This is a genomic window from Rhizobium sp. GW821-FHT14E12 (genome assembly GCF_058803745.1).
Window position 1 is genome coordinate 417282 of record NZ_JBXAPH010000004.1, and the last position, 24998, is coordinate 442279.

19 protein-coding genes are annotated in these 24998 nt (G+C 61.7%); 5 read left to right on the plus strand and 14 right to left on the minus strand.

The window, feature by feature from the left end:
* Positions 1-138 precede the first annotated feature (138 nt).
* Positions 139-2787, plus strand: coding sequence for an aminopeptidase N (pepN, locus tag AC1RO0_RS18890; protein ID WP_498594349.1), 2649 nt, complete (start codon positions 139-141; stop codon positions 2785-2787).
* Positions 2788-3016: 229 nt separating this feature from the next.
* Complete coding sequence (locus AC1RO0_RS18895; protein ID WP_498594350.1) at positions 3017-5332, plus strand: PAS domain-containing sensor histidine kinase; 2316 nt, start codon at positions 3017-3019, stop codon at positions 5330-5332.
* A gap of 1 nt (position 5333) precedes the next feature.
* Here the strand turns inward: AC1RO0_RS18895 and AC1RO0_RS18900 are convergent, their stop codons facing one another.
* The 14 genes from AC1RO0_RS18900 to AC1RO0_RS18965 all read right to left on the minus strand — a co-directional run bounded on the left by AC1RO0_RS18900 (position 5334) and on the right by AC1RO0_RS18965 (position 21329).
* Complete coding sequence (locus AC1RO0_RS18900; protein WP_498594351.1) at positions 5334-8294, minus strand: bifunctional [glutamine synthetase] adenylyltransferase/[glutamine synthetase]-adenylyl-L-tyrosine phosphorylase; 2961 nt, start codon at positions 8292-8294, stop codon at positions 5334-5336.
* 138 nt (positions 8295-8432) lie between these two features.
* Positions 8433-9848: a sensor histidine kinase gene (locus AC1RO0_RS18905; RefSeq protein WP_498594352.1), complete on the minus strand. Its 1416-nt coding sequence runs from the start codon at positions 9846-9848 to the stop codon at positions 8433-8435.
* A complete protein-coding gene (locus tag AC1RO0_RS18910; RefSeq protein WP_153366283.1) occupies positions 9845-10603 on the minus strand; it encodes a response regulator transcription factor in 759 nt (252 codons plus the stop codon). Before AC1RO0_RS18910 ends, AC1RO0_RS18905 begins: the two co-directional genes overlap by 4 nt.
* Positions 10604-10708: 105 nt before the next feature.
* Positions 10709-12262 (minus strand): Do family serine endopeptidase, encoded by a 1554-nt coding sequence (locus AC1RO0_RS18915; RefSeq protein ID WP_498594353.1) that lies wholly within the window; start codon positions 12260-12262, stop codon positions 10709-10711.
* Positions 12263-12436: 174 nt separating this feature from the next.
* Positions 12437-12886, minus strand: coding sequence for a cytochrome c-type biogenesis protein (locus AC1RO0_RS18920; RefSeq protein WP_498594439.1), 450 nt, complete (start codon positions 12884-12886; stop codon positions 12437-12439).
* Between the two features lie 161 nt (positions 12887-13047).
* The gene (locus tag AC1RO0_RS18925; protein ID WP_498594354.1) at positions 13048-15039 is read right to left on the minus strand and encodes a heme lyase CcmF/NrfE family subunit; all 1992 of its coding nucleotides are present in this window, start codon (positions 15037-15039) and stop codon (positions 13048-13050) included.
* Positions 15036-15485 (minus strand): cytochrome c maturation protein CcmE, encoded by a 450-nt coding sequence (ccmE, locus tag AC1RO0_RS18930; RefSeq protein WP_498594355.1) that lies wholly within the window; start codon positions 15483-15485, stop codon positions 15036-15038. Before ccmE ends, AC1RO0_RS18925 begins: the two co-directional genes overlap by 4 nt.
* A complete protein-coding gene (gene ccmI, locus AC1RO0_RS18935; RefSeq protein WP_498594356.1) occupies positions 15482-16639 on the minus strand; it encodes a c-type cytochrome biogenesis protein CcmI in 1158 nt (385 codons plus the stop codon). Before ccmI ends, ccmE begins: the two co-directional genes overlap by 4 nt.
* Positions 16640-16891: 252 nt before the next feature.
* Positions 16892-17323 (minus strand): RT0821/Lpp0805 family surface protein, encoded by a 432-nt coding sequence (locus AC1RO0_RS18940; RefSeq protein ID WP_498594357.1) that lies wholly within the window; start codon positions 17321-17323, stop codon positions 16892-16894.
* Between the two features lie 90 nt (positions 17324-17413).
* Positions 17414-18811 (minus strand): ATP-binding protein, encoded by a 1398-nt coding sequence (locus tag AC1RO0_RS18945; RefSeq protein ID WP_498594358.1) that lies wholly within the window; start codon positions 18809-18811, stop codon positions 17414-17416.
* Positions 18801-19472: a response regulator transcription factor gene (locus AC1RO0_RS18950; RefSeq protein WP_007693256.1), complete on the minus strand. Its 672-nt coding sequence runs from the start codon at positions 19470-19472 to the stop codon at positions 18801-18803. Before AC1RO0_RS18950 ends, AC1RO0_RS18945 begins: the two co-directional genes overlap by 11 nt.
* A gap of 136 nt (positions 19473-19608) precedes the next feature.
* A complete protein-coding gene (locus tag AC1RO0_RS18955) occupies positions 19609-19860 on the minus strand; it encodes a hypothetical protein (protein ID WP_371109139.1) in 252 nt (83 codons plus the stop codon).
* A gap of 569 nt (positions 19861-20429) precedes the next feature.
* Positions 20430-20738, minus strand: coding sequence for a Dabb family protein (locus AC1RO0_RS18960; protein ID WP_012651154.1), 309 nt, complete (start codon positions 20736-20738; stop codon positions 20430-20432).
* A 105-nt stretch (positions 20739-20843) separates the two neighbouring features.
* Positions 20844-21329 carry a YcgN family cysteine cluster protein gene (locus tag AC1RO0_RS18965; RefSeq protein WP_498594440.1) on the minus strand — a complete coding sequence of 162 codons (486 nt, stop codon included), beginning with the start codon at positions 21327-21329 and terminating at the stop codon, positions 20844-20846.
* Positions 21330-21494: 165 nt separating this feature from the next.
* Here AC1RO0_RS18965 and AC1RO0_RS18970 point away from each other — a divergent pair, with 165 nt between their 5' ends.
* From AC1RO0_RS18970 to AC1RO0_RS18980, 3 genes are all read left to right on the plus strand, one after another.
* Entirely contained in the window at positions 21495-23690 is a 2196-nt protein-coding gene (locus AC1RO0_RS18970) for a transglycosylase domain-containing protein (RefSeq protein WP_498594359.1), read from the plus strand.
* A 138-nt stretch (positions 23691-23828) separates the two neighbouring features.
* The gene (locus AC1RO0_RS18975) at positions 23829-24416 is read left to right on the plus strand and encodes a DUF1214 domain-containing protein (protein WP_498594360.1); all 588 of its coding nucleotides are present in this window, start codon (positions 23829-23831) and stop codon (positions 24414-24416) included.
* A complete protein-coding gene (locus tag AC1RO0_RS18980) occupies positions 24409-24957 on the plus strand; it encodes a DUF1254 domain-containing protein (RefSeq protein ID WP_498594361.1) in 549 nt (182 codons plus the stop codon). Before AC1RO0_RS18975 ends, AC1RO0_RS18980 begins: the two co-directional genes overlap by 8 nt.
* Positions 24958-24998 lie beyond the last annotated feature (41 nt).

Here is a 24998-nt window from a genome sequence, read left to right on the forward strand (position 1 = left end):
GCCGTCACAAATTGCAGCGATGCGATGACATGACTTTAACTTTAGTTCAGATTTCGATGCAATGATGCGGCGGATTTCGCTCCAGAGCATTGCTCCGGATCAATGCCCGCCGCAGTATCAGCCCGATCAGGATAGACCATGCGAACAGACACCGGCCAGATCGTTCATCTGGCAGACTATCGTCCCACCGACTTCGTTCTGGAACGCGTGGACCTTACCTTCGATCTGCATCCGACGGAGACCAAGGTCGAAGCCCGGCTGATCTTCCATCGCCGCGAAGGCATCGATCCCAAGGCACCGCTGGTACTCGACGGAGACGAGCTTGTCCTTTCGGGACTGTTGCTCGACCAGACCGAACTGCCAGCCGAACAGTATGCGGCAACGCCCGATAGCTTGACGGTCAAGAACCTGCCGGAAAGCGCGCCCTTCGAACTGACGATCACGACAGTCATCAATCCCGAAGCCAATACGCAGCTCATGGGGCTCTACCGCACCAGCGGCGTCTACTGTACCCAATGCGAGGCCGAAGGCTTCCGCCGCATCACTTACTTCCCCGATCGGCCCGATGTTCTTGCGCCCTACACGGTCAACATCATCGCCGACAAGGCCGCCAATCCGCTGCTGCTGTCGAACGGTAATTTCCTCGGCGGTGCCGGTTATGGCGAGGGCAAGCATTTCGCCGCCTGGTTCGACCCGCATCCGAAGCCGAGCTACCTCTTTGCGCTGGTCGCCGGCGATCTCGGCGTGGTCGAGGATACGTTCGTCACCGCGTCCGGCCGCGAAGTCGCGCTGAAGATCTATGTCGAACACGGCAAGGAGCCGCGCGCAACCTATGCGATGGACGCGCTGAAGCGCTCTATGACATGGGATGAGGAGCGGTTCGGCCGCGAATACGATCTCGACATCTTCATGATCGTCGCCGTCTCCGATTTCAACATGGGCGCGATGGAGAACAAGGGGCTCAACGTCTTCAACGACAAATATGTCCTTGCCAATCCTGATATCGCCACCGACGCCGACTATGCCAATATCGAGCGGATCATCGCGCACGAATATTTCCACAACTGGACTGGCAACCGCATCACCTGCCGCGACTGGTTCCAGCTCTGCCTCAAGGAAGGCCTGACAGTCTATCGCGACCACGAATTTTCCGCCGACCAGCGCTCGCGTCCGGTCACGCGCATCGCCGAAGTTCGTCATCTGAAATCGGAGCAGTTTCCGGAGGATGGCGGCCCCCTCGCCCATCCGGTGCGTCCGACGACCTATCGCGAGATCAACAATTTCTACACGACGACGGTCTACGAGAAGGGCAGCGAAGTCACCAGCATGATCGCCACCCTGCTCGGCCGCGATCTGTTCAAGACGGGCATGGACCTTTATTTCGACCGGCACGACGGCCAGGCCGTGACGATCGAGGATTTCGTCAAATGCTTCGAGGATGTCAGCGGCCGCGACCTCGCGCAGTTCTCGCTCTGGTATCACCAGGCCGGCACGCCGCTCGTCACCGCTTCCGGCGCCTATGATGCCGCCACGAAGACCTTCACGCTGTCGCTCGAACAGATGCAGCCGGCCACTCCGGGCCAGACAAGCAAGGCGCCGCTGCACATTCCACTGCGCATGGCGCTGATCGCCGAGGACGGCACGTTGCTGACGCCGACATCGGTGACTGGCGCGGAACTGACGGGCGACGTCCTGCACCTGACGGCGCGGACGCAGACGGTCGTCTTCCACGGCATCCCGTCGCGGCCGGTGCTGTCGCTCAATCGTAGCTTCTCGACGCCGATCAATCTGCAATTCAGCCAGAGCGCCAAGGATCTGGCGCTGATCGCCCGTTACGAGACCGACCATTTTGCCCGCTGGCAGGCGCTGATCGACCTTGGCCTGCCCAACCTGTTGCAGTCCGCCCGCGACGCTCGTGAGGACGCTCCGGTCACCTGCGATGCCGTCTTCATCGACACGCTCCTGGCTGCGGCCAGTGACGAGAGCCTGGAGCCCGCCTTCCGCGCCCTGGCACTCGCTCTGCCGAGCGAGGCCGACATTGGCCGCGAACTCGGTGGCGATAACGATCCCGACGCAATCCACACCGGCCGCCAGGCGATCCTCAAGCAGATTGCCGAGGCCGGGAAGAACATCTTCGCAGCGCTCTACGACGGCATGCAGACACCTGGCCCCTTCAGCCCGGACGCGGCGAGCGCCGGACGGAGGGCATTGCGTAATGCCGCCCTTACCTATCTTTCGCAGTCGGACAATAGCCCTGCCCGTGCCAAGGCGGCCTATGACGGCGCCAACAACATGACCGATCTCAGCGCCGCGCTGACAATCCTTGCCCACCGTTTCCCAGATACGGCTGAGGCCAAGGCCGCCCTTCAGGACTTCCACGACCGTTTCGCGGAAAACGCACTGGTGATCGACAAATGGCTCTCCATCCAGGCGGCCATTCCGGGGGCAGCGACGCTCGAGCGCATCCAGGGCCTCATGAAGATGCCTTTCTTCAAGCGCACCAATCCGAACCGCATGCGCGCCCTCGTCGGCACCTTCGCCTTCTCCAATCCGACCGCCTTCGGCCGCGCCGATGGTGCCGGCTATCGTTTCCTCGCGCAGGAAATCCTCGATGTCGACCAGCGTAACCCGCAGCTCGCCGCACGCATTCTGACCTCGATGCGCTCCTGGCGATCGTTGGAACCTGTTCGCGCCGACCATGCTCGCTCCGCCTTGATGCAGATCGAACGCGCCAACAGCCTTTCGACCGACGTTCGCGACATTGTGGATCGCATCCTCAAGGACTGATTTTCCGCTTGCCATCCGGCGATCGAAGCGGGTGATTTGCACCCGCTTTTTCATCCTGAACGAGTCTTGGGTGCCCGTTCCCTACCCTTGCGGGTACAAAAAGCGCTGAAATCACTTATGGTTAACAAAGTTTTACCGGACCCTCTGGACAAGGCGAATCACGAGTGATTCATTAGGGTAGATTCGGGCGAGCGGCGCAGCGAATCACACGAGGGACAAGGCTAGAGCGATGGTGGACGTGCGGCGGGCAACCGCGGCCGAAGGACGGCTGCGTGTTAATTTCGACGGTCTGAAATCCTGGCATAGCGGTGTTAACGACAGAGCGGGAGTCCGCGCGGAGACCATTTCGCGCCGTTTTCCGCAAACGGAACATATCCTGAAGCGGGTCATTCCCGTGCTCATCGTCTCCTTTTTGATGGTCGTTGCCGCCTCGCATTTCTTCAGTATGATCACCGAACACGGACGCATGGCAGCCTCGGCCCGCCAGGCGACATCGCTTTCGATTGCCGCGGCGGCCGCTGCCTTTTCCAACGATCCCAGCCTGTTCCGGGCCGGGGATCGCAATGGCGCCGAGCAGAAGCTCGCGACCTACCTGCCGCAGGATCGGCTCGATCCCGGCGCCTTCGTGCTTATGGTCCAGGCGAGCGGTCGCGTCTTCGGCTCATCGGCTGCCGGTTCCAACTATATCGGCCTGACGATCTCCGATTTCTTCCCCGAGGTCTCGGCCATCCGCAGTTTCGGCGACCATGCCGGCGTGATCGAAACGATGATCGACGGGGCGCCCTATTATGCGGCGATCTCGCTAATCGGCGACAAGGGCGATTTCGTCCTCTCCGCGGCCTCCATGGAGCAGATCGACAAGCTCTGGCGCGATGAGTTGACCCTCAATGTCACGCTCTTTGCTGGCATTTCCTCCATTCTGCTCGTGATCCTCTACGCCTATTACACCCAGGTGAAACGGACGCGCGACGCCGACGAGATCTTCCTCGAATCCAACATGCGTGTCGAAACCGCACTGTCGCGCGGCCGCTGCGGTCTCTGGGATTTCGATTTCGCCAGCCGCGAATTCTTCTGGTCGCGGTCGATGTACGACATGCTCGGCCTGCCGGCCGCCGACCGGCCGCTGTCGTTTGCCGACGCGGAACGGCTGATGCATCCCGACGATAACAGCCTGCATACGCTGGCGCGCTCGATCACCCGCGGCAGTGCCGGCCAGGTCGACCAGATCCTGCGCATCCGTCATGCCAAGGGACACTATGTCTGGATGCGCGCCCGCGCCCAGGTCATCCGCACCAATTCCGGCCGCGTCCACATGATCGGCATCGCCATGGATGTCACCGAGCAGCACAGGCTGGCGCAGCGCTATGCCGAGGCCGACCAGCGTCTGGCGGACGCAATCGAATGTACCTCGGAAGCCTTCGTGCTCTGGGACAAGAACGACCGGCTGGTGATGTGCAACGACCATTTCCAGCAAGCTTACGGCCTGCCGAATGGCGTGCTGGTGCCGGGCACGGAACGCGCAGTGGTCAACGCCGCCGCGGCGCGCCCGATCATCGAGCGGCGCATCGTCGATCCCGGCCGGTCCAACCATTCGCAGACGACGGAAGTGCAGCTTGCCGACGAGCGCTGGCTGCAGATCAACGAACGCCGGACCCGCGATGGCGGCCTGGTATCCGTCGGCACCGACATCACCCAGCTCAAGCGCAACCAGGAGCGCCTGCGCGAGTCCGAGCGCCGGCTGATGGCAACGATCAACGACCTCTCCGCCTCCCGGCAGATCCTCGAGCGGCAAAAGGCGGAGCTTTCGACCGCCAACACCAATTATCTCGCGGAAAAAGAACGCGCCGAAGCCGCCAACAAGGCCAAATCGGAATTCCTCGCCAACATGTCGCATGAACTGCGCACGCCGCTCAACGCCATCCTCGGTTTTTCCGAAATCCTGCAGGACCAGATGTTCGGTCCGCTCGGTTCGGCGCGGTACAATGAGTATGCCAAGGATATCCACGACAGCGGCAAGCATCTGCTCAACGTCATCAACGACATTCTCGATATGTCGAAGATCGAGGCGGGCCATATCAAGCTGTCCTGCGAGAAGATTGATCTCGCACCCCTGATCGAAGAATGCCTGCGCCTGACCTCCATCCCGGCCGCCTGCAAGAACATCCACGTCGAGCAAAGCATCTCCTCCGGCATCAGGCTGACGGCCGACCGCCGCGCCATGAAGCAGATCCTGCTCAATCTCCTCTCCAATGCCGTGAAGTTCACCAACAATGGCGGCCGCATCGCGGTGCGCACCCGAAAGGTCGACGACGCCGTCGTGCTGACCATCGCCGATACCGGTATCGGCATTCCCAAATCGGCGCTCAGCAAGATCGGCCAGCCCTTCGAACAGGTGCAAAGCCAATATGCAAAGAGCAAGGGCGGCTCAGGCCTAGGGCTTGCCATCTCGCGGTCACTGACATTGCTGCATCACGGCCGCATGCGGATCCGCTCACGCGAAGGCATCGGCACCGTCATCGCCATCCGCATCCCCGACCGGGGCTGAATCAAGCCTTCACGACCGAGTGAAAAACTTTCCGCACCGCTTTCGACAGCCGCTTCAGCTCCGCCTCCAACGTGCGGATATCGGGGCAGTCTCCGGCGCGGCAAACAAGCTCGATCAATCCCGAGGGCGCCTTGCCCGGATCGAATGGGCCGTCGACGCAGAGCCGGATCAGCTGCGACAGCTCGGTGTAGAGATGCAGCGCTTCGAGGCAAAGATCGAGATCGTTGCGGTCCATCAGGCTGCCGCCAAGCAGTTTCAGCGCCTCGCCGGTGCTCAAACCATTGGCATCGATGCCGACGCCGCGAACAGGCGCGATCAATCTCAGATATTGCGCAATGAATTCGATATCGATCAGCCCGCCGGGGATCAGCTTCAGGTCCCAGATGCTGACCGGCGGCTTTTCCTGTTCGATGAGACCACGCATCTCGGCGACATCTCCGGCGATCTTCGGGATATCTCGTTTTGCCGAGAGCACTTCGCCGATGATCCGTTCGGCACTGAGAATAAGGTCCTCATCGCCGCAGATCAGGCGGGCGCGGGATAGCGCCATATGCTCCCAGGTCCAGGCCTCCTCGCGCTGGTATTTCTCGAAGGAATTGATGCGGGTCGCGACCGGCCCCTTGTTGCCGGAGGGACGTAGGCGCATGTCGACCTCGTAGAGCACGCCCTCCGCCGTCGGCGCTGACAGAGCCGCGATCAGCCGTTGAGTGATGCGGCTAAAATAACGTGTGGCGTCGAGAGGCTTCGGACCGGAGGATTCGCCTGCGGTGTCGTCGTAGTCGTAGAGCAGGATGATATCGATGTCCGAATCGGCGGTGAGCTCGAAGCTGCCAAGCTTGCCCATGCCCATGACTGCGACGCGGCCGCCGGGATAGTCGCCATGCGCCGCCGTGATCTCTTTCATCACTGCGTTCAGCGCCGCCACAACAATCAGATCGGCAAGATAGGTGAAGGCGCGGGCCGCCATGGCGCCGCCGATCGTGCCCGTTAGCAGACGGATGCCGATCAGGAAGCGTTGCTCCGAGGCGAAGATGCGCAGGCGGTCCAGCACCTCCTCATAGTGCCGCGCCGATGCCAGAAAGCTGGTGATGCGCTCGGCCAGATAATCGCGCGTTGGCAGCTCCGCCATCAGGCCGGGGTCCAGCATCCCGTCGAAGACGTGCGGCTTGGCGGCGATGATCTCGGCGAGTCGAGGTGCCGACGACATGATATTGACGATGAGGGAGAGCAGCGCCGGGTTGGTGCTCAGCAGCGAGAAAAGCTGGATACCGGCGGGCAGGCCGGAAATGAAACTGTCGAAGCGCAGCAGCGCCTCGTCCGCCCGCTTGCTTTCACCGAAGACCCGCAGCAGCTCAGGCGTCAGTTCGGTCAGCCGCTCGCGCGCCTCGACTGACTGCGTGGCGCGATAGCGGCCGTAATGCCAGGTGCGGATGACGTTGGAGATGTCGGAAGGGCGTTCGAAGCCGAGGCGGCGCAGCGTCTCCAGCGTGTCCGGATCGTCGCCCTGCCCGGTGAAGACCAGATTGCCCGTTCCGCCCGAAAGCTTCGCTTCCTGTTCGAACAGATGTGCATAGCGCCGCTCCACGGTCTTCAGCCTGGCGACCAGCGCCTCGGAGAAGCTGGAGATATCGGTGAAGCCCATCATGAAGGCGACCCGCTTCAGCTCGGCATCGGTTTCGGGCAGCAGATGCGTCTGCTCGTCGCGCACCATCTGGATGCGGTGTTCGACATCGCGCAGGAACCAATAGGCCTCCGTCAGCTCGTCGCGCGTTTCCGCGTCGATCCATTTCGCCTTGGTCAGCTCCGCCAGCGTTTCCTCGGTGGCGCGGGAGCGCAGCTCCGGCATGCGGCCGCCGGCGATCAGCTGCTGCGTCTGGACGAAGAACTCGATTTCGCGAATGCCGCCACGGCCAAGCTTGACGTTGTGGCCTTTGACCGCGATCGCGCCGTGGCCCTTATGCACATGGATCTGCCGCTTGATCGAATGGATATCCGATATCGCCGCATAGTCGAGATATTTGCGGAAGACGAAGGGCACGAGATCGCGGATGAAGGCCTGGCCGGCGGCAATATCACCGCCAACGGCGCGCGCCTTAATGAAGGCGGCGCGCTCCCAATTCTGTCCCCTGCCCTCGTAGTAGATCATTGCCGCATCGACGGGGATGGCAAGCGGCGTCGAGCCGGGATCAGGACGCAGGCGCAGATCGGTGCGGAAGACATAGCCGTTGGCAGTGCGTTCCTGAAGGATACGCACCAAGCGGCGCATCAGGCGCGGGAAGATATCGATGGCATCATCGGGATTGGGGACGATGCCGGCCATTTCGTCGAAGAAGACGACCAGGTCGATATCGGAGGAATAGTTCAGCTCGCCGGCGCCGAGCTTGCCCATGCCAAGCACGATCAGGCCGGAACCACGGCTTGGCGCGGCGGGGTCGCGAAGCGTGATCTTGCCGGCCTCATGCGACGACAGCAGCAGATGATCGATCGCCGCCGAAATCGAGGCCTCGGCGAGTGCGCTCAACCAGCGCGTCGTCACCCTGCCATCGAAGATGCGAGCGAGGTCGGCAAGCGCGATCAGGAAGGCGGCGCGGCGCTTGGCGATGCGCAGACGGCTCATGACCTCGGATTCGGAAGGAGAGCATGTATCCCTCTCTCCCGGCAGCCAGGCACGGCGGGCCTCGGCCACCAGGGTCTCGATCTGCGGCGACAACGGCTTGCTGATGGCCGCAACGAGCAATGCCGGATCGAGATTGGCGGTTTCACAAAGATAGGGCGAGAGCGTCAATGCGGCGACGATAAAATCGCGCAAGGAACTGTCGCCATCGAGAAGAGCGGCGATTGCCGGTTCCGATTTGGCGATATCCTTGAGGTCGGCGAGCGCCGCTTTCAGCTCCGTCTGGTTGAGCGGCCGAAGTCGACCCGGCGGAACATTCCGCAACAAATCGCTTTCCATCATCGTCATGCAGTGTCCTCCCTACCGCGGCGCACGTCCGATTGAACACGCAAAGACGCAGTAACCCCTTGAATCGAAACATGATCCCAAAGATCGTCAACGACTTTCGGGATCATGTTTCGAGCAATCCGATGAAGCAGGATTAACCTATTGTTTCTGCGTGGGGAAGATCATGGTCACGGTGAGGCCACGGGCATCGGGGTTGGCGGGGTCGGTATCGGAAAGTTCCAGCTGGCCACCATGCAGCTCCATCACCGCCTCCACCAGCGAAAGGCCAAGGCCGGTGCCGGGCTTGGAGCGGCTCTCGTCAAGGCGGAAAAAGCGCTTGAGTACCTCGGTCCGCTGGTGAGCGGGAATGCCCGGGCCATTATCCTCAACGGCAAGGTTCACGGCGTCCGGCGTCCGCGACAGTTTCAGTGTTACCGCCTGCTTGCCGGGGCAGCCGGAGGCATATTTGACGGCATTGTCGATGAGATTGAAGATCGCCTGGCCGATCAGTTCGCGATTGCCCTGCACCTCGACATCCGGTTCGATTTCAGCGGTCAGAGTGAGGCCTGCCTCTTCGGCGACAGGCTCATAAAGCTCGGCCGTATCCGCGACGATGGAAGAAAGATCGACGCCGGTCATTTCGGCAGCGACCGAGCCCGCCTCGACGCGGGAGATCATCAGCAGCGCGTTGAAGGTGCGGATCAGCTGGTCGGACTCGCCGATAATGCCTTCCAGTGCGACGCGACGGCCTTCGCCGTCGGCATTGTCGAGCGCATCCGCCGCCTTGTTGCGCAGCCGCGTCAACGGCGTCTTGAGGTCATGGGCGATATTGTCGGAGACCTGCCGCAGGCCTTCGTTCAGTTTCTCGATGCGTCCGAGCATGGCGTTCAGCGATGTCGACATGCGGTCGAATTCATCGCCGGAACCACCGACCGGCAGGCGCTGCGACAGATCGCCGGCCATGATCTTGCGGCTGGCGTCGGTCATGCGGTCGATGCGCTTCAGCGCGTTGCGGCCGATGCCGAACCAGATGACCAGCGCGCCGAGACCCATGATCGCCAGCGCCAGCATCAGCGCCTGACGCACCAGCACGCGGAAGCGCTCCGGCTCGCCAAGGTCGCGGCCGATCAGAATGCGCAAGCCGTTGTCGAGGAGGAAGATATTGGCGATGGCCAGATGCCGGCGCTCCGGATCGACACCGGAATCCGTGTAGCGTTCATAGACGAAAGGCAGCTCCGTCCAACCGGCCTGGCCGAGAACGCCGGGCTGCACCGAAGCGACGTTGCCGGCGAGGATATCGCCGGTGGGGCTGGCGATGACATAGAGGTTGGCGCCCGGCTGACGGGCGCGGCGTTCCATCGTGCGCAGCAGCAGGTTCAACCCGCCGACATCATAGGCGCGCTTGACCTGGCTGACTTCCTGCTGCACGGCATCGCGGATCTGCCCGGTCAGCAAGCGCTCGGACATGGCCGTGACGTAGAAGACGAGCGTGGCGGCGCAGAGCGCAAAAAGAAGGATATAGAGGGCGGAAAGGCGGACTGCGGTGGACTTGAAGAGGACGCGAAAGCGACTCATCCTTCGTCCTTGATCATGTAGCCGGCGCCACGGATGGTCTTCAACAGCGGCTGGCTGAAGTCTTTTTCGATCTTCGAGCGCAGGCGCGAGACGTGGACGTCGATAACGTTCGTCTGCGGATCGAAATGATAATCCCAGACATTTTCGAGCAGCATGGTGCGCGTCACCACCTGACCGGCATTTTTCATCAGATATTCCAGCAGACGGAACTCGCGCGGCTGCAAGGGTATCTCCTTGCCGCCGCGCCGGACCTCATGCGACAGCCGGTCGAGCTCCAGATCGGCAACGCGGTAGAGCACGTCCTGATCCGGCGTGCCCTTGCGGCGACCAAGGACTTCGACGCGGGCAAGCAACTCGCTGAAGGCGTAAGGCTTCGGCAGATAGTCATCGCCGCCGGCGCGAAGGCCGGTGACGCGATCGTCGACCTGGCCGAGGGCGGACAGGATGAGAACCGGCGTGTGCACGCCCTTGCGGCGCAGCTCGCTGATGACGGAAAGACCGTCGCGGCGCGGCAGCATGCGGTCGATGATGGCGACGTCGTAGACGTTCTCAGTGCCCATGAAGAGACCGCTCTCGCCGTCGCTCGCATGGTCGGCAACAATGCCGGCCTCGCGAAACGCCTTGGTGAGATAGGCAGCCGCTTCCAGATCGTCTTCGATAATCAAAATCTTCATGTGGGCAACATTATCCGCCGGCAGTGCTTTAGCACAACCGGAATCGGAGGAGTCCACAGCATGTTGGCCAGAGGTTGTCATCTTGTACCCGCCTGAAAACGTTGATCGATGAAGGCACGTTGGAAACAGAGGAGCCGCGCCAACCGTGGCCAGCGCGGCTCCCAATTCATTCAGTCGGCCGAAAAATCAGCCGGCGTTGATCGGCAGCGCAACGAAGCGGCTGCCGTCGCCGGACTGAATCTGGAAAAGCGCGCGGGTGCGGCCATCCTTCTTCGCCTGCTCGATGACCTTCGCGATGTCGCCGGCATTGGAGATCTCCTGGTTGTTGACCGAGGTGATCTTCTCGCCTTCCTTCACGCCCTTGTCGGCGGCGTCGGAGTCGGGATCGACACCGGTGATCGCGACACCCTTGCCATCGTCGGAGGGGCCGACGGTGAGGCCGAGATCGGCAAGCGCCTTTTCGGAAGACGGCTGCTGCGGCTGGGACTGCTGCGAATTATCGTCATTCGACGCCTGGCTCTGTTCGGCCGGCAGCGTACCGAGTTCGACGGTGACCGACTGCGACTTGCCGCCACGCCACAGCGAGACATCGACCTTGGCACCCGGCTGCATCGCGCCGATGCGGCGGGCGAGATCGCGTGGATCCTTGACCGGCTCGCCGTTGACGGCGGTGACGACGTCACCGTTCTTGATGCCGGCCTTCTGGCCCGGAGAACCCTCTTGCGGGGAGACAACCAGCGCGCCGCTCGGCTCGGACAGGCCGAGAGATTCGGCAATATCCTTGGTGACCGGCTGGATCTGAACGCCGAGCCAGCCGCGTGACACGGTGCCGCTCTTGATCAGGTCTGCCACGACGTCCTTGGCCGTGGTAGCGGGAATGGCGAAGGCGATGCCGACGCTGCCGCCCGACTGCGAGAAGATTGCGGTGTTGATGCCGACGACCTGGCCATTGAGGTTGAAGGTCGGGCCACCGGAATTGCCCTTGTTTACGGGCGCATCGATCTGGATGTAGTCGTCATAGGGGCCGGAATGAATGTCGCGGCCACGCGCCGAGACGATACCGGCGGTCACCGTACCGCCAAGGCCGAAGGGGTTGCCGACGGCAACGACCCAGTCGCCGACACGAACCTTCTCGTCGTCTGCCCAATTGACATAGGTGAACTTCTTGCCCTTGCCGTCGACCTTCAGCACTGCGAGGTCGGTGCGCGAGTCCTTGCCGACCAGCTTGGCGTCGAACTCGGTGCCGTCGTTGAGAATGACAACGAAAGCAGCGCCATCGGAAACGACGTGGTTGTTGGTGACGATATAGCCATCTTCCGAGACGAAGAAGCCGGAGCCCTGGGCGACGGGGCGCAAATGGCCCTTGCTATCGGGTTGAGCTTTTTGCTGACCTTGCTGCTGGTTGCGACCCTGCTGCTGCTGGAACTGCTTGAAGAACTTCTTCAGCGGATGATCGTCCGGCAGCTCATCGAAACCGCGGCCGAGACCAAAGGAATCGTCCTCGTCGGCCACCGGATTGATGCGGGATTCGACGCGAACGGAAACGACGGCCGGAGAGACGGCGTCGACGACATTGGCGAAGCTCGGAACCTGCGGAGCCTGAACATTGACGGCATCTGCATAGGAACGGCTGACTTCAGCCGGGACACCGGCAGCAAGGGCAGCGACAGCGAGACCGGCGACGACAGAAGCTTTCATAGCGGTGCTACGGGACAAAGTGTCCTTGATATTCCTGAACATATGCTAGTTACCTTTTCTTCTCTCGTCCGATTTTCTTCCACCGGCGGAACCGGTGATGAAGGCTCATGGGAATGATATAGGGCTTCGGACCTTACGGCGAACTGTCCGACCCATGAAAACTTGGTAATGTAACGAAATATTGTCGACAGGAGCAAAACAACCTGTCGTGTGACATCACTTGTCGAGGATCTCGCTGAGGCGCGCCTCTTCCTCCGGCGTCAGCCGTGTGCCCGTCGGCTTTCCGGCGCGGCGTCTGGCGTAAACTGCAAGAGCAAGCCCGCCGAAAACGAAGAGCGTCACCGGCGCTCCCCAGAGCAGCAACGTCTTTTCGGTAAAGCGTGGCTTCAACAGCACGAACTCGCCGTAGCGGGAGACGATGTAGTCGAGTACCTGCTTGTCGCTATCGCCGTCGGCGAGGCGCTTGCGCACCAGAAGGCGCAGGTCGCGGGCAAGATCGGCATTGGAATCGTCGATCGACTGGTTCTGGCAGACCATGCAGCGCAGTTCGGCCGAGATCGTGCGCGCCCGCGTTTCCAGAGCCGGGTCGGACAGCACCTCGTCCGGATTGACGGCGAAGGCGGGGATCGGACACAGCATGAGGGTGAAGACGAATAGCAGGCGCATCAGCGCCTTTACCTTCTCCCCGTCGGGGAGAAGGTCGCGCGCAGCGCGGGTTGAGGGGGCGTTGCACCGTAATGGGCTGTCGAACATGCCGAGCCACCCCCTCATCCGACCCTTCGGGCCACCTTCTCCCCAAGGGGAGAAGGGGACGTAGCCAGACTTCCTCATTCCGCCGGCTCCATGACTGGACCGGGTACCGGCTTCGCCTTGCGGCTCGGTGCGCCGACGCGCAGGCGGCGGTCGCTGAGCGAGATGAAGCCGCCCAGCGCCATGATGACAGCGCCGCCCCAGATGCAGAGGATGAAAGGCTTCCACCAGATGCGGACGACCATTCCGCCATCATTGGTGGGATCGCCGAGCGAGACGTAGAGCTGGCTCAAGCCGAGGGTCAGAATGCCGGCCTCGGTCGTCGCCGTGCGGCTGGCGGTGAAGACGCGCTTGGACGAGGAGACATCCGCGACAGCGACGCCACCGCGGCTGACCGTGAAGTGGCCACGGTCCTCGGTGAAGTTGGGGCCGACGCCCGGTTTCGTGCCGTCGAAACGCAACGTATAGCCGCCGAGTTCGGCCGTGCCGCCCGGCTTCATCGTGGTGATATTCTCGGTCTCGAACGTGGTGACCGCGACGATGCCGAGGACGGTGACGCCGAGGCCGGCATGAGCGAGCGCCGTTCCGAAAGCGGAGCGCGGCAAGCCGCTCAGGCGTCGCCAGGCGACATTGCCCTTAACCTTGCCGATGCCTGCACGATACCAGAGATCGGTGACCGCACCGAAAACCAGAAAGAAGCCTGCGGCAAGGCCGAGAACAGCAAGCACCGGGCCACCGTGGCGGACATAGAATAGGACGAGGCCCGCGATCAAAGCCAGACCGGCGGCGACATAGAGCCGCTGCAGCACGCCGAGCAGATCGCCGCGCTTCCAGGCCAGAAGCGGTCCGAAGGGAACGGCGACCAGGATCGGCGTCATCAACAGACCAAAGGTCATGTTGAAGAAGGGCGGCCCGACGGAAATCTTGTCGCCGGTCAGGGTTTCCAGCGCCAGCGGATAAAGCGTGCCGGTGAGCACCGTGCCGCAGGCGACCGTCAGGATGAGGTTGTTCAGCACCAGCGCGCCTTCACGCGAAATCGGCGCAAACAGGCCGCCGGCGGCAAGCCTCGGAGCACGGAAGGCGAAGAGCGACAGTGCGCCACCGATGAAGATCAGCAGGATACAGAGAATGAAGATGCCGCGTGTCGGATCGCTGGCGAAGGAATGCACCGAGGTCAGCACGCCCGAGCGGACCAGGAAGGTGCCGAGCAGCGACAGCGAGAAGGTCAGGATCGCTAGCAGAACCGTCCAGATCTTCAGCGCATCGCGCTTTTCCATGACCAGGGCTGAATGCAGCAGCGCGGTGCCGGCAAGCCAGGGCATGAAGGAGGCATTCTCCACCGGATCCCAGAACCACCAGCCGCCCCAGCCGAGCTCGTAATAGGCCCAGTAGGAGCCCATGGCGATGCCGAGCGTCAGGAAGGTCCAGGCGGCGAGCGTCCAGGGGCGAACCCAGCGCGCCCAGGCGGCATCGATACGGCCTTCGAGAAGGGCTGCGACCGCGAAGGAGAAACAGACCGAGAAGCCGACATAGCCGAGATAAAGCAGCGGCGGATGGATCGCCAGGCCGATATCCTGCAGCACCGGATTGAGGTCCTTGCCCTCGGCCGGCGCCGGGTTGAGGCGGATGAAGGGATTGGAGGTCAGCAGGATGAAGACCAAAAAAGCGGCCGAGATCCAGGATTGCACCGCGAGCACGTTGGCGCGCAGCGTATCCGGCAGATTGCGCCCGAACAGCGCGACCAGCGCACTGAACAGCGCCAGGATCAGCAGCCAGAGCATCATCGATCCCTCGTGATTGCCCCATACGCCGGAGATCTTGAAGATCAGCGGCATCAGCGAATGCGAGTTCTCCCAGACGTTCAGCACCGAAAAGTCGGAAACGACATAGGCATAGGTGAGCACCCCGAAGGAAAAGGCGACCAGCGCGAACATGAGCACCGCACCGATCGGGGCGATATCCATCATCGACAATTCGCCCCGCCGCGCACCGATCACCGGGATGATCGAGACGATGATCGCGGTCGCAAGCGCCAGCACCAGCGCGTAATGTCCAAGCTCGATGATCATTGGCTTGCTTCCTCGCCCTTCCAGACGCCGTCGGCCTTCAGCCTGTCGGCAACCTGCTTCGGCATGTAGCGCTCATCATGCTTGGCCAGCACGCTGTCGGCAACAAAGACGTCGCTGCCCGGCTCAAATTTGCCTTCGGTCACAACCCCCTGCCCCTCGCGGAAGAGATCCGGCAGGATGCCGTTATATCGGACCTTAACCGCATCGGAGCCATCGGTGACGGAGAACTGGACCTGCGTGCCCTCGCCGCGCACGATGCTGCCCTCGCCGACGAGACCGCCGAGGCGGATCAATGTGCCGGCGCCGATGGGGTTCTTGGCGAGATCGCCGGGCATGTAGAAATAGGCGACCGACTGGCTGAAGGCAAAGAGGACGAGCAGTACGGCGGTGGCGATGAAGCCCATGCCGCCGGCAATGACGGCGAGGCGTTTCTGCTTGCGGGTCATTGCTGCGTCACCTCCATCGGCAGTCCAAGCTCCTTCGCCAGAGCCACGAGTTGCTGCCCCTCGCCGCCATCGGCGGGAAACGCGGCAAGACCACGCTTCAGCGCGTCGGCCGCGCGGTCCCTGTCGTTCAGCACGGCATAGGAGCGGATCAACCGCATCCAGCCCTCGAAATTGTTCGGATCTTCCTTGAGCCTGGCGTCCAGGCTCTCAACCATGCTGCGGATCATTTGCTGACGATCGCCGCTGCTCAAGGAATTCATGGCCTCCACCTGCTCAGGCGTGGGGTTCCCCGGCGCCTTCGCGTCAGCCGATCCAGCCGTCGCCATATCATCGGCTGTGCCGCTGTTCTTGGCGATATGATCATTGACAGCAACCATCCACGGCGCCTCGGGCGGCGACTGCTTCGCCAGCGCCACGAAGGCGGTTCTGGCTTCTGCCGCCTTGCCGTCCTGCTCCAACGCCAGCGCGAGATAGAAGAGTGCGCGGGGGTTGTTGGCATCGAGCGCCAAGGACTGCTGCAACGTACTGCGCGCCTCTGCCGTGACGATACCGCCGGCCTTCATGATGAGCACCTCGCCCAGACTGCCGAACCGCTCGGCGCTGGGGCCGAGCAGGCGAATGATATTGCGGTAGGCAAGCTCCGCATCAACAATGCGGTTGGTCTTCAGGTAGATCGGCGCCAGCACCTCCCAGCCTTTGCCGTCATCGGGGTTTTGCGCCAGATGCTGCTCGACCTTGACGATCGAGATGGCGAGATCATTGCCGGGCTGCTCAAGGCGCGCCTCCAGCGGCTGCGACGGCAGGCCGGGGGCGCCTTTCATGAGATAAAGACAGAGGCCGATAGCCGGCAGGATGACGATGATGAAGGCCTGCGAGAAACGATAATGGCCCCGCGTCGCCGCTTTCGCGGTGTCCGATGCAGCATTCGAAACGGCCAGCAGGCGCCGTCCGATTTCGGCGCGGGCATAGCCGGCCTCTTCGGCGGAGATCAGGCCGCCCGCAAGATCGCGGTCCAGCTCACGAAGCTGGTCGCGGTAGACCGCAGCCTCTCCGGCACGGCTGTCTTCCGCCACATTTGCTCCGCGCAAAAGAGGATAGAGCAGGACGGCGCCGACAACGGCCGTCAGAACGGCCACGAGAATCCAGAACAGCATAGACGCCCAATACTTTAACCGGGCGCTTATTCCAACCATCAAAGCCGGGTTGACGAAGATTTGAGGCGTTTGGCCGCGCTTGCTAAAACCTTCTCCCCAGCGGGGAGAAGGTGCCCAAAGGGCGGATGAGGGGGTGAGGAGCGAAGCGACGAACGCCCTGAGCGACGACGACGGCAATCCTCACGGTGCAACGCCCCCTCACCCGGCGCTATCGCGCCACCCTCTCCCCGATGGGGCGAGGGTAGGAACACCTCAGTTCAACGGCGACCAGGTGCCGTCGTCATTGCGGCAGGCAGCGCCCCTTGCCTGGGTCGGCTTGCCGTCGACGGTGACCGTGTGCCGATACTGGCGGCAATTCTGCGAGCCGACCTGATAAGGGGCCGCGGCCACGACTTCGCCACTGATATTCTTGCTCGTCCAGACGACAGGCATACCAAGCGGCGCGGTTTCCAGTGCCCGATATTCAGCTTCCAGCGCCCGCCGCTGGTCATTGTCACTGAGCTGGATGCCGGTGCGACCGACAATACCGCCCTCCAAGGCCGCAATATACGGCGTCGAAGCCGGCGGTTTGGCGGTCGACAGGAAACTGACACCGGGGATTTTGCCACTCGATGTCGAGCAGGCGGAAAGGCCGATCATGACAAAAAAGGACGGAACGATCAGAAAAAAGGTGCGAAGCTTCATACAACCGAACCAATATCAACGAGCAAACCAGAGGTACTGCAGTGCGGCATCTTCATGACGCAGCACATCTTTTTGGCATCATGCCGCGCATCAAGCAACATCCTTCGTTACCCCCGGCAGAATTAGGCTGGCGCGAAGACCGCCCCAGGGACCGCGGGACAGTTCGAGCCGCCCCTGATATTCGCTGATGATCTCGCTGACGATCGAAAGCCCAAGGCCTGTGCCCGGCTTGCTCTCATCGAGCCTGCGGCCGCGCTTCATCGCCTCGCGGATCTGGTCCGGCTCCAGGCCGGGTCCGTCATCCTCGACCACCAGTTCCACCCAATGGCGCCTGGCCGGATCGATGCCCTTCACCTCGGCCGGCGCCTCATTGGCGGCCACGCGCACCTTATGCTCGGCAAAACGGGCGGCATTCTCGAGGAGGTTTCCGACCGTCTCCTCCAGATCCTGCTGCTCCATGGCGAGCGCCAGGTTCGGCGACACGGAAAGCTCGAATTCCTTGTCGGCATTGAGCCGCCGCATGACGCGCACCAGACGTTCCAGTGCCGGCTCCGCCTCGGTGCGGGCCAGTACGGATTCGCGCTGCGCGGCAATGCGAGCGCGGTTGAGATAGGACTGCACCTGCCCCTGCATGGCCTCGGCCTGGCTCTTGACGAGATCGCCATGCGAGCGTTCCAGCACGCGGGATTCGTTGAGCAGGACCGCTATCGGCGTCTTCAGCGAATGGGCGAGATTGCCGACCTGCATGCGCGCCCTCTCGACGATGCGGCGGTTGCTCTCGATCAGTGCGTTGACCTCGTTGGCGAGCGGCAGGATTTCGCGCGGGAAATCCCCCTGCAATCGTTCGCTCTCGCCGGCGCGGATGCGCTCCAGCGCCGCACGCGCCTTATCGAGTGGCATCAGGCCATAGAGAATGGCAAGCGCATTGACGATGAGGCTGCCGACACCGAAACCGACGAGCGCAAAATAGAGGCTGTGGGAGAAATTGCGGACATCGTCCTCGACGACAGCGACATTGCCGGTGACGCGAAAGCGCGCTGCACGGCCATCGGTGTCAAGCACGACCTCGGTCTCGGCCACCTGCACCTGATTTCCGAAGGCATCCGTGACGATGTAATAGCGCTCGTAATTCTTGTCGAAGGGCGCTTCCAGCACCGACAGAACAGGCAAGGTCGAGGCTCCGAGCGAGGGCGAAACCAGCGGCGTCGCCGTATAGGTGCCGAGCGGCTCGACCATCCAGTACCAGCCGGTCTTCGGCTGCGCGAAACGCAGGTCGCCAAGCTGCGGGCTGCCCGACAGCGCGCCCTGATCGCCGATCGTGACGGAGTTGATGACGTTATAGAGCTGCGCTCTCAGGAGGTCCTGAAAACCGCGCTCGGCGCTCTTGCGATAGATATTCGAGATGACGAGCCCGATCACCACCAGCGCCACGGCGGACCAGAGTGTGGTCAACAGCAAGACGCGAGCGGTGAGTGACTTAATTCGCATTGGTCGGAGCTTGGATGCGATAGCCGAGACCGCGGACAGTCTCGATCAGGTCGACGCCCATCTTCTTGCGCAGACGGCCAACGAAAACCTCGATCGTATTGGAATCACGGTCGAAATCCTGATCGTACATATGCTCGACCAGCTCGGTGCGTGAGACGACCTCGCCCTTGTGGTGCATGAGATAGGCAAGCAGGCGGTATTCATGCGAGGTGAGCTTCAACGGCTTGCCGTCGACACTCGCCTTCGAGCTCTTGGTGTCGAGGCGCACCGGGCCGCAGATGATTTCAGAGGAGGAGTGACCGGCGGCGCGGCGGATCAACGCCCGGATGCGGGCGAGCACTTCCTCGACATGGAAGGGCTTGGCGACATAGTCGTCGGCACCGGCGTCGATGCCGGCGACCTTGTCGCTCCAACGGTCGCGCGCCGTCAGGATCAGCACCGGCGTTCCCCGGCCCGCGCCACGCCATTTCTCAAGCACGGTGATCCCGTCCATTTCAGGCAGGCCGATATCGAGGATGATGGCGTCATAGGGTTCGGTATCGCCGAGGAAATGCCCTTCCTCGCCGTCGAAGGCGGTATCGACCACATAGCCAGCCTCTTTCAAGGCGTCGGCAAGCTGGCGGTTGAGATTGATATCGTCTTCGACAATGAGAATTCGCATATTCCGACCCAATTTCCCCGGTTCGAGAAACAGTACTGCAAATCAGGTTTGAGTGGAATCCACCCGGCCATAAGATTTTGCGTGAGATTCAAAGCGTTAGAGTGTTCCCTGCGTGTCGGCGTAACAGTGTTTCCACCTACATCGGCACCTTCATGGTCACTTTGCGAGGCCGCTGGCCGTTGCCCTGAACGAGGACGGTGACGACGCAACTATCACCCGACGGCTGCGCGGAAAGGAGCTGCCCTCCGGTCTTGGCGACAACTTCGGCCGCAGCCTCGCTGCAGTCGCTGTTTGCACGCGCCACCAGGGTCGGGGTCGACGGCGTCGGCAGAACAGTCGAGCCGGCCATGAGCGCGGCCGCTGCTGCTATGCTTATGAATGATGCCATACTCTGACTTCCCACGGGGACGTTAACTTGACCGAATATGTACCCAAACGCGTCTGAATGGCAAATGAATGGGTGGTAATTTTCCACGCGCAAAACGTGCGGCCGGAGTTTTTCCTCTTTTAAGTCATTGCGTTAATTATACTTATCGTAATCCATATCTCCGATCTGGCAGCGAGCGGCCCGATGAAGCGGCCAAGACCCCGGCCGCATCCGGAAACGGCTGACGAGCCGCGCCAATTGCCCGCTCCCGAGCACCAGAACCAAGCCTGAGACTCGGGAGAAGTCAGGCATTTTTAATCTTTCTTGATTATCATTACCTGATAGGCGCGCCATGACAGGGTGACGCATCACGGGCCGATGCAACCGGCCTTAAAGTGTTTTACGCACGTAAGACGCGTAGATTTCCTTGAGTCTTTTGAATCGCTTGCCGTCACTTTTTCGCGAGTTGAATCGTCAGCAAGAGAAGTTGAGTCGGGATCTTCGCGTGATGAATCCGGTCGCGGCGAAACTGATTCCGCTCCCATATCCAACTATCCGGATTGACTGCGCTATAGTGCTTTCGCCAAGCGTTAAACCGGCTCGCGTACTGCCGCTGTGCTTTCGTAATCCGCCGCGATCCGCATTTCGCGCAGCGGGCGAACCCGCTCGATCGAAAGCTGATAGTTCGGATGCGCCTTATAGGCGGCCAGCGCCGCTTCGTCGTCGAATTCGCCATAGACCACGATATCGACATCGGTGCCGAGCTGATCCGTCTTCACATTGGTGCCGATCTCCAGCAGGCGCGCATGCGGAATAGCCGTCAGGATCGACAGTCCGGACCGTACAGCCTCGAGATTGGCGCGATCGGGAACGGTGAAGAAGACGATATGACGGATCACGCGGAGGCTCCCTGTGCATTGGCGAAGGCACCGCGCGATATCATGCGTGGCCGGTGAATTCAACGCGCGTCCATGCGACAGCTTGGCGCGACAGGGTGCCGAAACCTAGGCTTTTGCCGGAGGGGTGGCCTCCATATCGTCTTCCACCGTCAACGGCCAGTCGACGACATAATCCTCGAAATCATCGACGGAGACCTCATTCTCGCTGATGGTGCGGCCGCGTGCCGAAGCGCGGGCGATATGAACCGTTTCCGGATCGCCCGATATCAGCGGATGCCACCAGTAGAGATCGCGCCCCTCGTCGACGAGACGATAGGCGCAGGTCGGCGGCAGCCATTGTAGATCCGGGACCTTTTCCGGCGTGAGCTGCACGCATTCGGGCACGAAATCCCAGCGGTTCGGATAGCTGGTGCATCGACAGCTTTCGCTATCCATCAGCTTGCAGCGGACCGAGGTGAAATAGACGTCGCCGCTATCCCAGTCCTCGAGCTTGTTAAGACAACAGAGACCGCAGCCGTCGCAGAGGCTTTCCCATTCGGGTGTGCTCATCTCCGTCAGCGTCTTGCTTTTCCAGAAAGGTGTGTCGTCCATGATCGTCGTCCTCGCCGCACGCGAGGGAAATGCGGGCTGCGGCATGCATGTCTCTTGTTCTTTTTGGTAAATCAACCAAATATTCAGTATGCCAGTCTATCAGAAGATAGGCATTGCGTGTTTCAAAAGAATACGCGACGCGGCATTGTGGTCGGGAAGTAGAGCGTGGAAGACCCATCCAACCCAGAAAACGGGCCAGAGACCAAGCCCGACACGCAACCGGAGGGCCAGGCGGAAAAGCGGCCGCGCCGGAAGCGGCATATTCTGCTGCGCATCGATTCCTGGATCGACTCCTCTCTCTGGAACGCGGGCTTTCGCCTTGGCGAGCTCTGGGAAGACATTACCATCTTCTTTCGCCGTTTCCGCGCCCGCGGCTGGAAGCGCATCCTGTTCGAACTGCTTGGCGAAGGATTGACGCTCGGCACAGCCGGCTCTGTCGTGCTGCTGATGCTCGCCATGCCGGCTTTCGAGGCGACGCAGGGCGACTGGCGCAATCGCGGCAATTTCGCCGTCACCTTCACCGACCGGTACGGCAACGTCATCGGCCATCGCGGCATCATCCATGAGAATTCCGTGCCGGTGGACCAGTTGCCGGACTATTTCGTCAAGGCGGTGCTGGCGACCGAGGACCGGCGCTTCTTTGATCATTTCGGCATCGACGTCATCGGCCTCTTCCGGGCGTTATCGGTGAATGCCCAGGCCGGCGGCGTCGTCCAGGGCGGGTCTACCCTGACGCAACAGCTCGCCAAGAACATCTTCCTCAGCAATGAACGCTCCCTCGACCGCAAAATCAAGGAAGCCTTCCTGGCGATCTGGCTGGAAGCCAATCTCTCGAAGAAAGACATCCTCAGCCTCTATCTCGACCGCACCTATATGGGCGGCGGCACGTTTGGCGCCGCCGCGGCCGCGCAATTCTACTTCGGCAAGAGCATTACCGACGTCAATCTGGCGGAAGCCGCGATGCTCGCCGGCCTATTCAAGGCACCGGCCAAATATGCGCCGCATGTCAATCTGCCGGCCGCCCGCGCCCGCGCCAACGATGTTCTGAGCAATCTCGTGCAAAGCGGGCTGATGACCGAGGGGCAGGTGATTGCCGCGCGGCGCAACCCCGCTTCCGTGGTCGACCGCGCCCAGATCGAATCCCCCGATTTCTTCCTCGACTGGGCTTTCGACGAGGTGCAGCGTCTCGCCGCCCGCTTCCCCGAACGGTCGCTGATCGTACGCACCACCATCGACATGGGGTTGCAGAAGGCGGCGGAGGATTCAGTCGAATCCAGCCTGATGGAATATGGCGAGCGCTATCATGCCAAGCAGGGCGCCACGGTCGTCATCGAAAACGGCGGCGCGGTGCGCGCCATGGTCGGCGGGCGGGATTACGGCGAGAGCCAGTTCAACCGCGCCACGCGGGCGCTACGTCAGCCGGGCTCGTCCTTCAAGATCTACACCTATTCCGTTGCCATGGAGAAAGGCATGACGCCGACCTCCACCATCGTCGACGCGCCGATCACCTGGGGCAATTGGAGCCCGCACAATTACGAAAACCGCTATTCAGGCAAGGTGACGCTGGCGACTGCGATCGCGCAATCGATCAACACCATTCCGGTGCGCCTCGCCAAGGAAAAATTCGGCATTCAGCCGATCCGCGACATGGCCAAGGCCATGGGCGTGGAAACGCCGATCCGCAACGACAAGACCATTCCGATCGGGACGTCCGAAGTGACAGTGCTCGACCAGGCGACGGCCTACGCCGTCTTTCCCGCCGACGGCATGCAATCCCGCCGCCATGGCATCGCCCAGATCGTCGGCTATGACGGCAAGGTGCTCTACGACTTCAGTCATGACGAACCGCCGGCCAAGCGTGTCCTTACCGAAAAAGCCAATTCCTACATGAACCAGATGCTGATCCAGATCCCGCAGATCGGCACGGGCCGCAGAGCGGCGCTCGATCGCGGCATTCTCGTCGGCGGCAAGACCGGCACGACGCAAGCCTATCGCGACGCCTGGTTCATCGGCTTCACCGGCAACTACACCTGCGCCGTCTGGTTCGGCAACGACGACTACACTTCCACCAACAACATGACGGGCGGCACCCTGCCGGCCATGACCTTCAAGAAGATCATGGACTATGCCCATCAGGGCATCGTGCTGAAGCCCCTTCCCGGCATCGACAATCCCTTCCCGGTGCAAAAACCGCAGGCGGTGGCCGCCAAGAAGCCGGCCGATGGAAGCGAAAACACCTTGCCGCCGCTTATTCGTCCACGCTCGCTATCGGTGGACTCCACCAAGATCCTGCGCGACCTCGGCGAGAAGCTGAAGGCAGCGGCACCGCTTGCGACGCAGAAGGTGGCGACAGCGGAATAAGGTCAAGCGGCCCGCACAACGCGACGGTTATAAGCTAGTTTTGATGCGCAAGTTCGGCAATCACCCCACTAACCCTTTCCCCTGCCGTCAGAATCAGGGATAAATCGCCACCTGATTGGTCATAAGGACGATCTTAGGGTGTTCCGAGTTCCGCTTCTTGTTGCGCTTTCGCTGATGCTCGCCTTTGGCGGCGGAATCCTGTTCACGCTTTTTGCTCTGGACGCGACCTCCGGCTTCGGTGCGATCAAGCTTGGCGCCTGGCAGGCTTTTCCTGATATGCACACCTCCGACGCCGACCCCTATGCGAAATCGCATCGCGCGCGCGCCGGACGATTGCTCTATGGCACAGCAGAGGGGTTGTCGTTCATTGCATCCGATGACGATAGCGGCGCTCGACTGACGGCGGCTTGCAGCTATCGCATCAGCGGACAGACCCCGCCGGCGCGGCTCTGGACACTGTTCGTCGCCGGCAATGACGGCGAAGCGCTTGAAGCGCCTCCAGGCCGTCCCTCGGCGATCAATTCCTGGCTGGTTCTGCGCAATCCGGATTCAAGCTTCAGCATCACCGTTTCATCCGACGCACAAGCCGGCAATTGGCTGGCCCTGCCCTCCGGAGGCAATTTCCGGCTGGCATGGACGCTGCTGGATACGCCGGCCGCCGGCAATTCCGGTCTGATCGACCTCTCCATGCCGAAGCTCGAAAAAATCGGATGCGGCCATGTTTAGGACCGTCTTCGCCATCCTGACTGGAGTGCTTGGCGCAGCCCTGCTGCACCTCATCATCATCCTGTCTCTGCCGCATTTCTCGGACCGCGACGCCTATACTCGCATCGAGGATGAGGGCGATGAAAACCACTTCTACATGCTGGACAACAAGGATGACGATGCGGGGCTTTCCAATAGCGATCCCTATATCCGCACCGCCGTCTGCGCTTTCGATATCGGGTCGCAACCGGTTCGCCTGACCGCCAAGGGCAACGTGCCGTTCTGGTCGCTATCGGTCTATGATGCGGCATCCAATGAGGTATTCAGCATGAGCGACCGCACCTCGGTCGGCGGGGCGCTGGACCTGTTGCTCGCCTCGCCGGTCCAGCTGACGGGCATCCGCAAGGCGCTGCCGCCATCGCTTGCGCAATCGATTCTGGTCGAAGTGCCGCGCGCGGAGGGCTATATCGTGCTGCGCGCCATGGCGCCCGAAGCAAGCTTCGACGATGCCGCCCGAAACTTTCTGTCGGAAGCCGGATGCGACGTGTTTGACGGAGAGTGAGATTGAGCTGAAAAGCCGAGGCTGATCGGCGGCATGTCGTG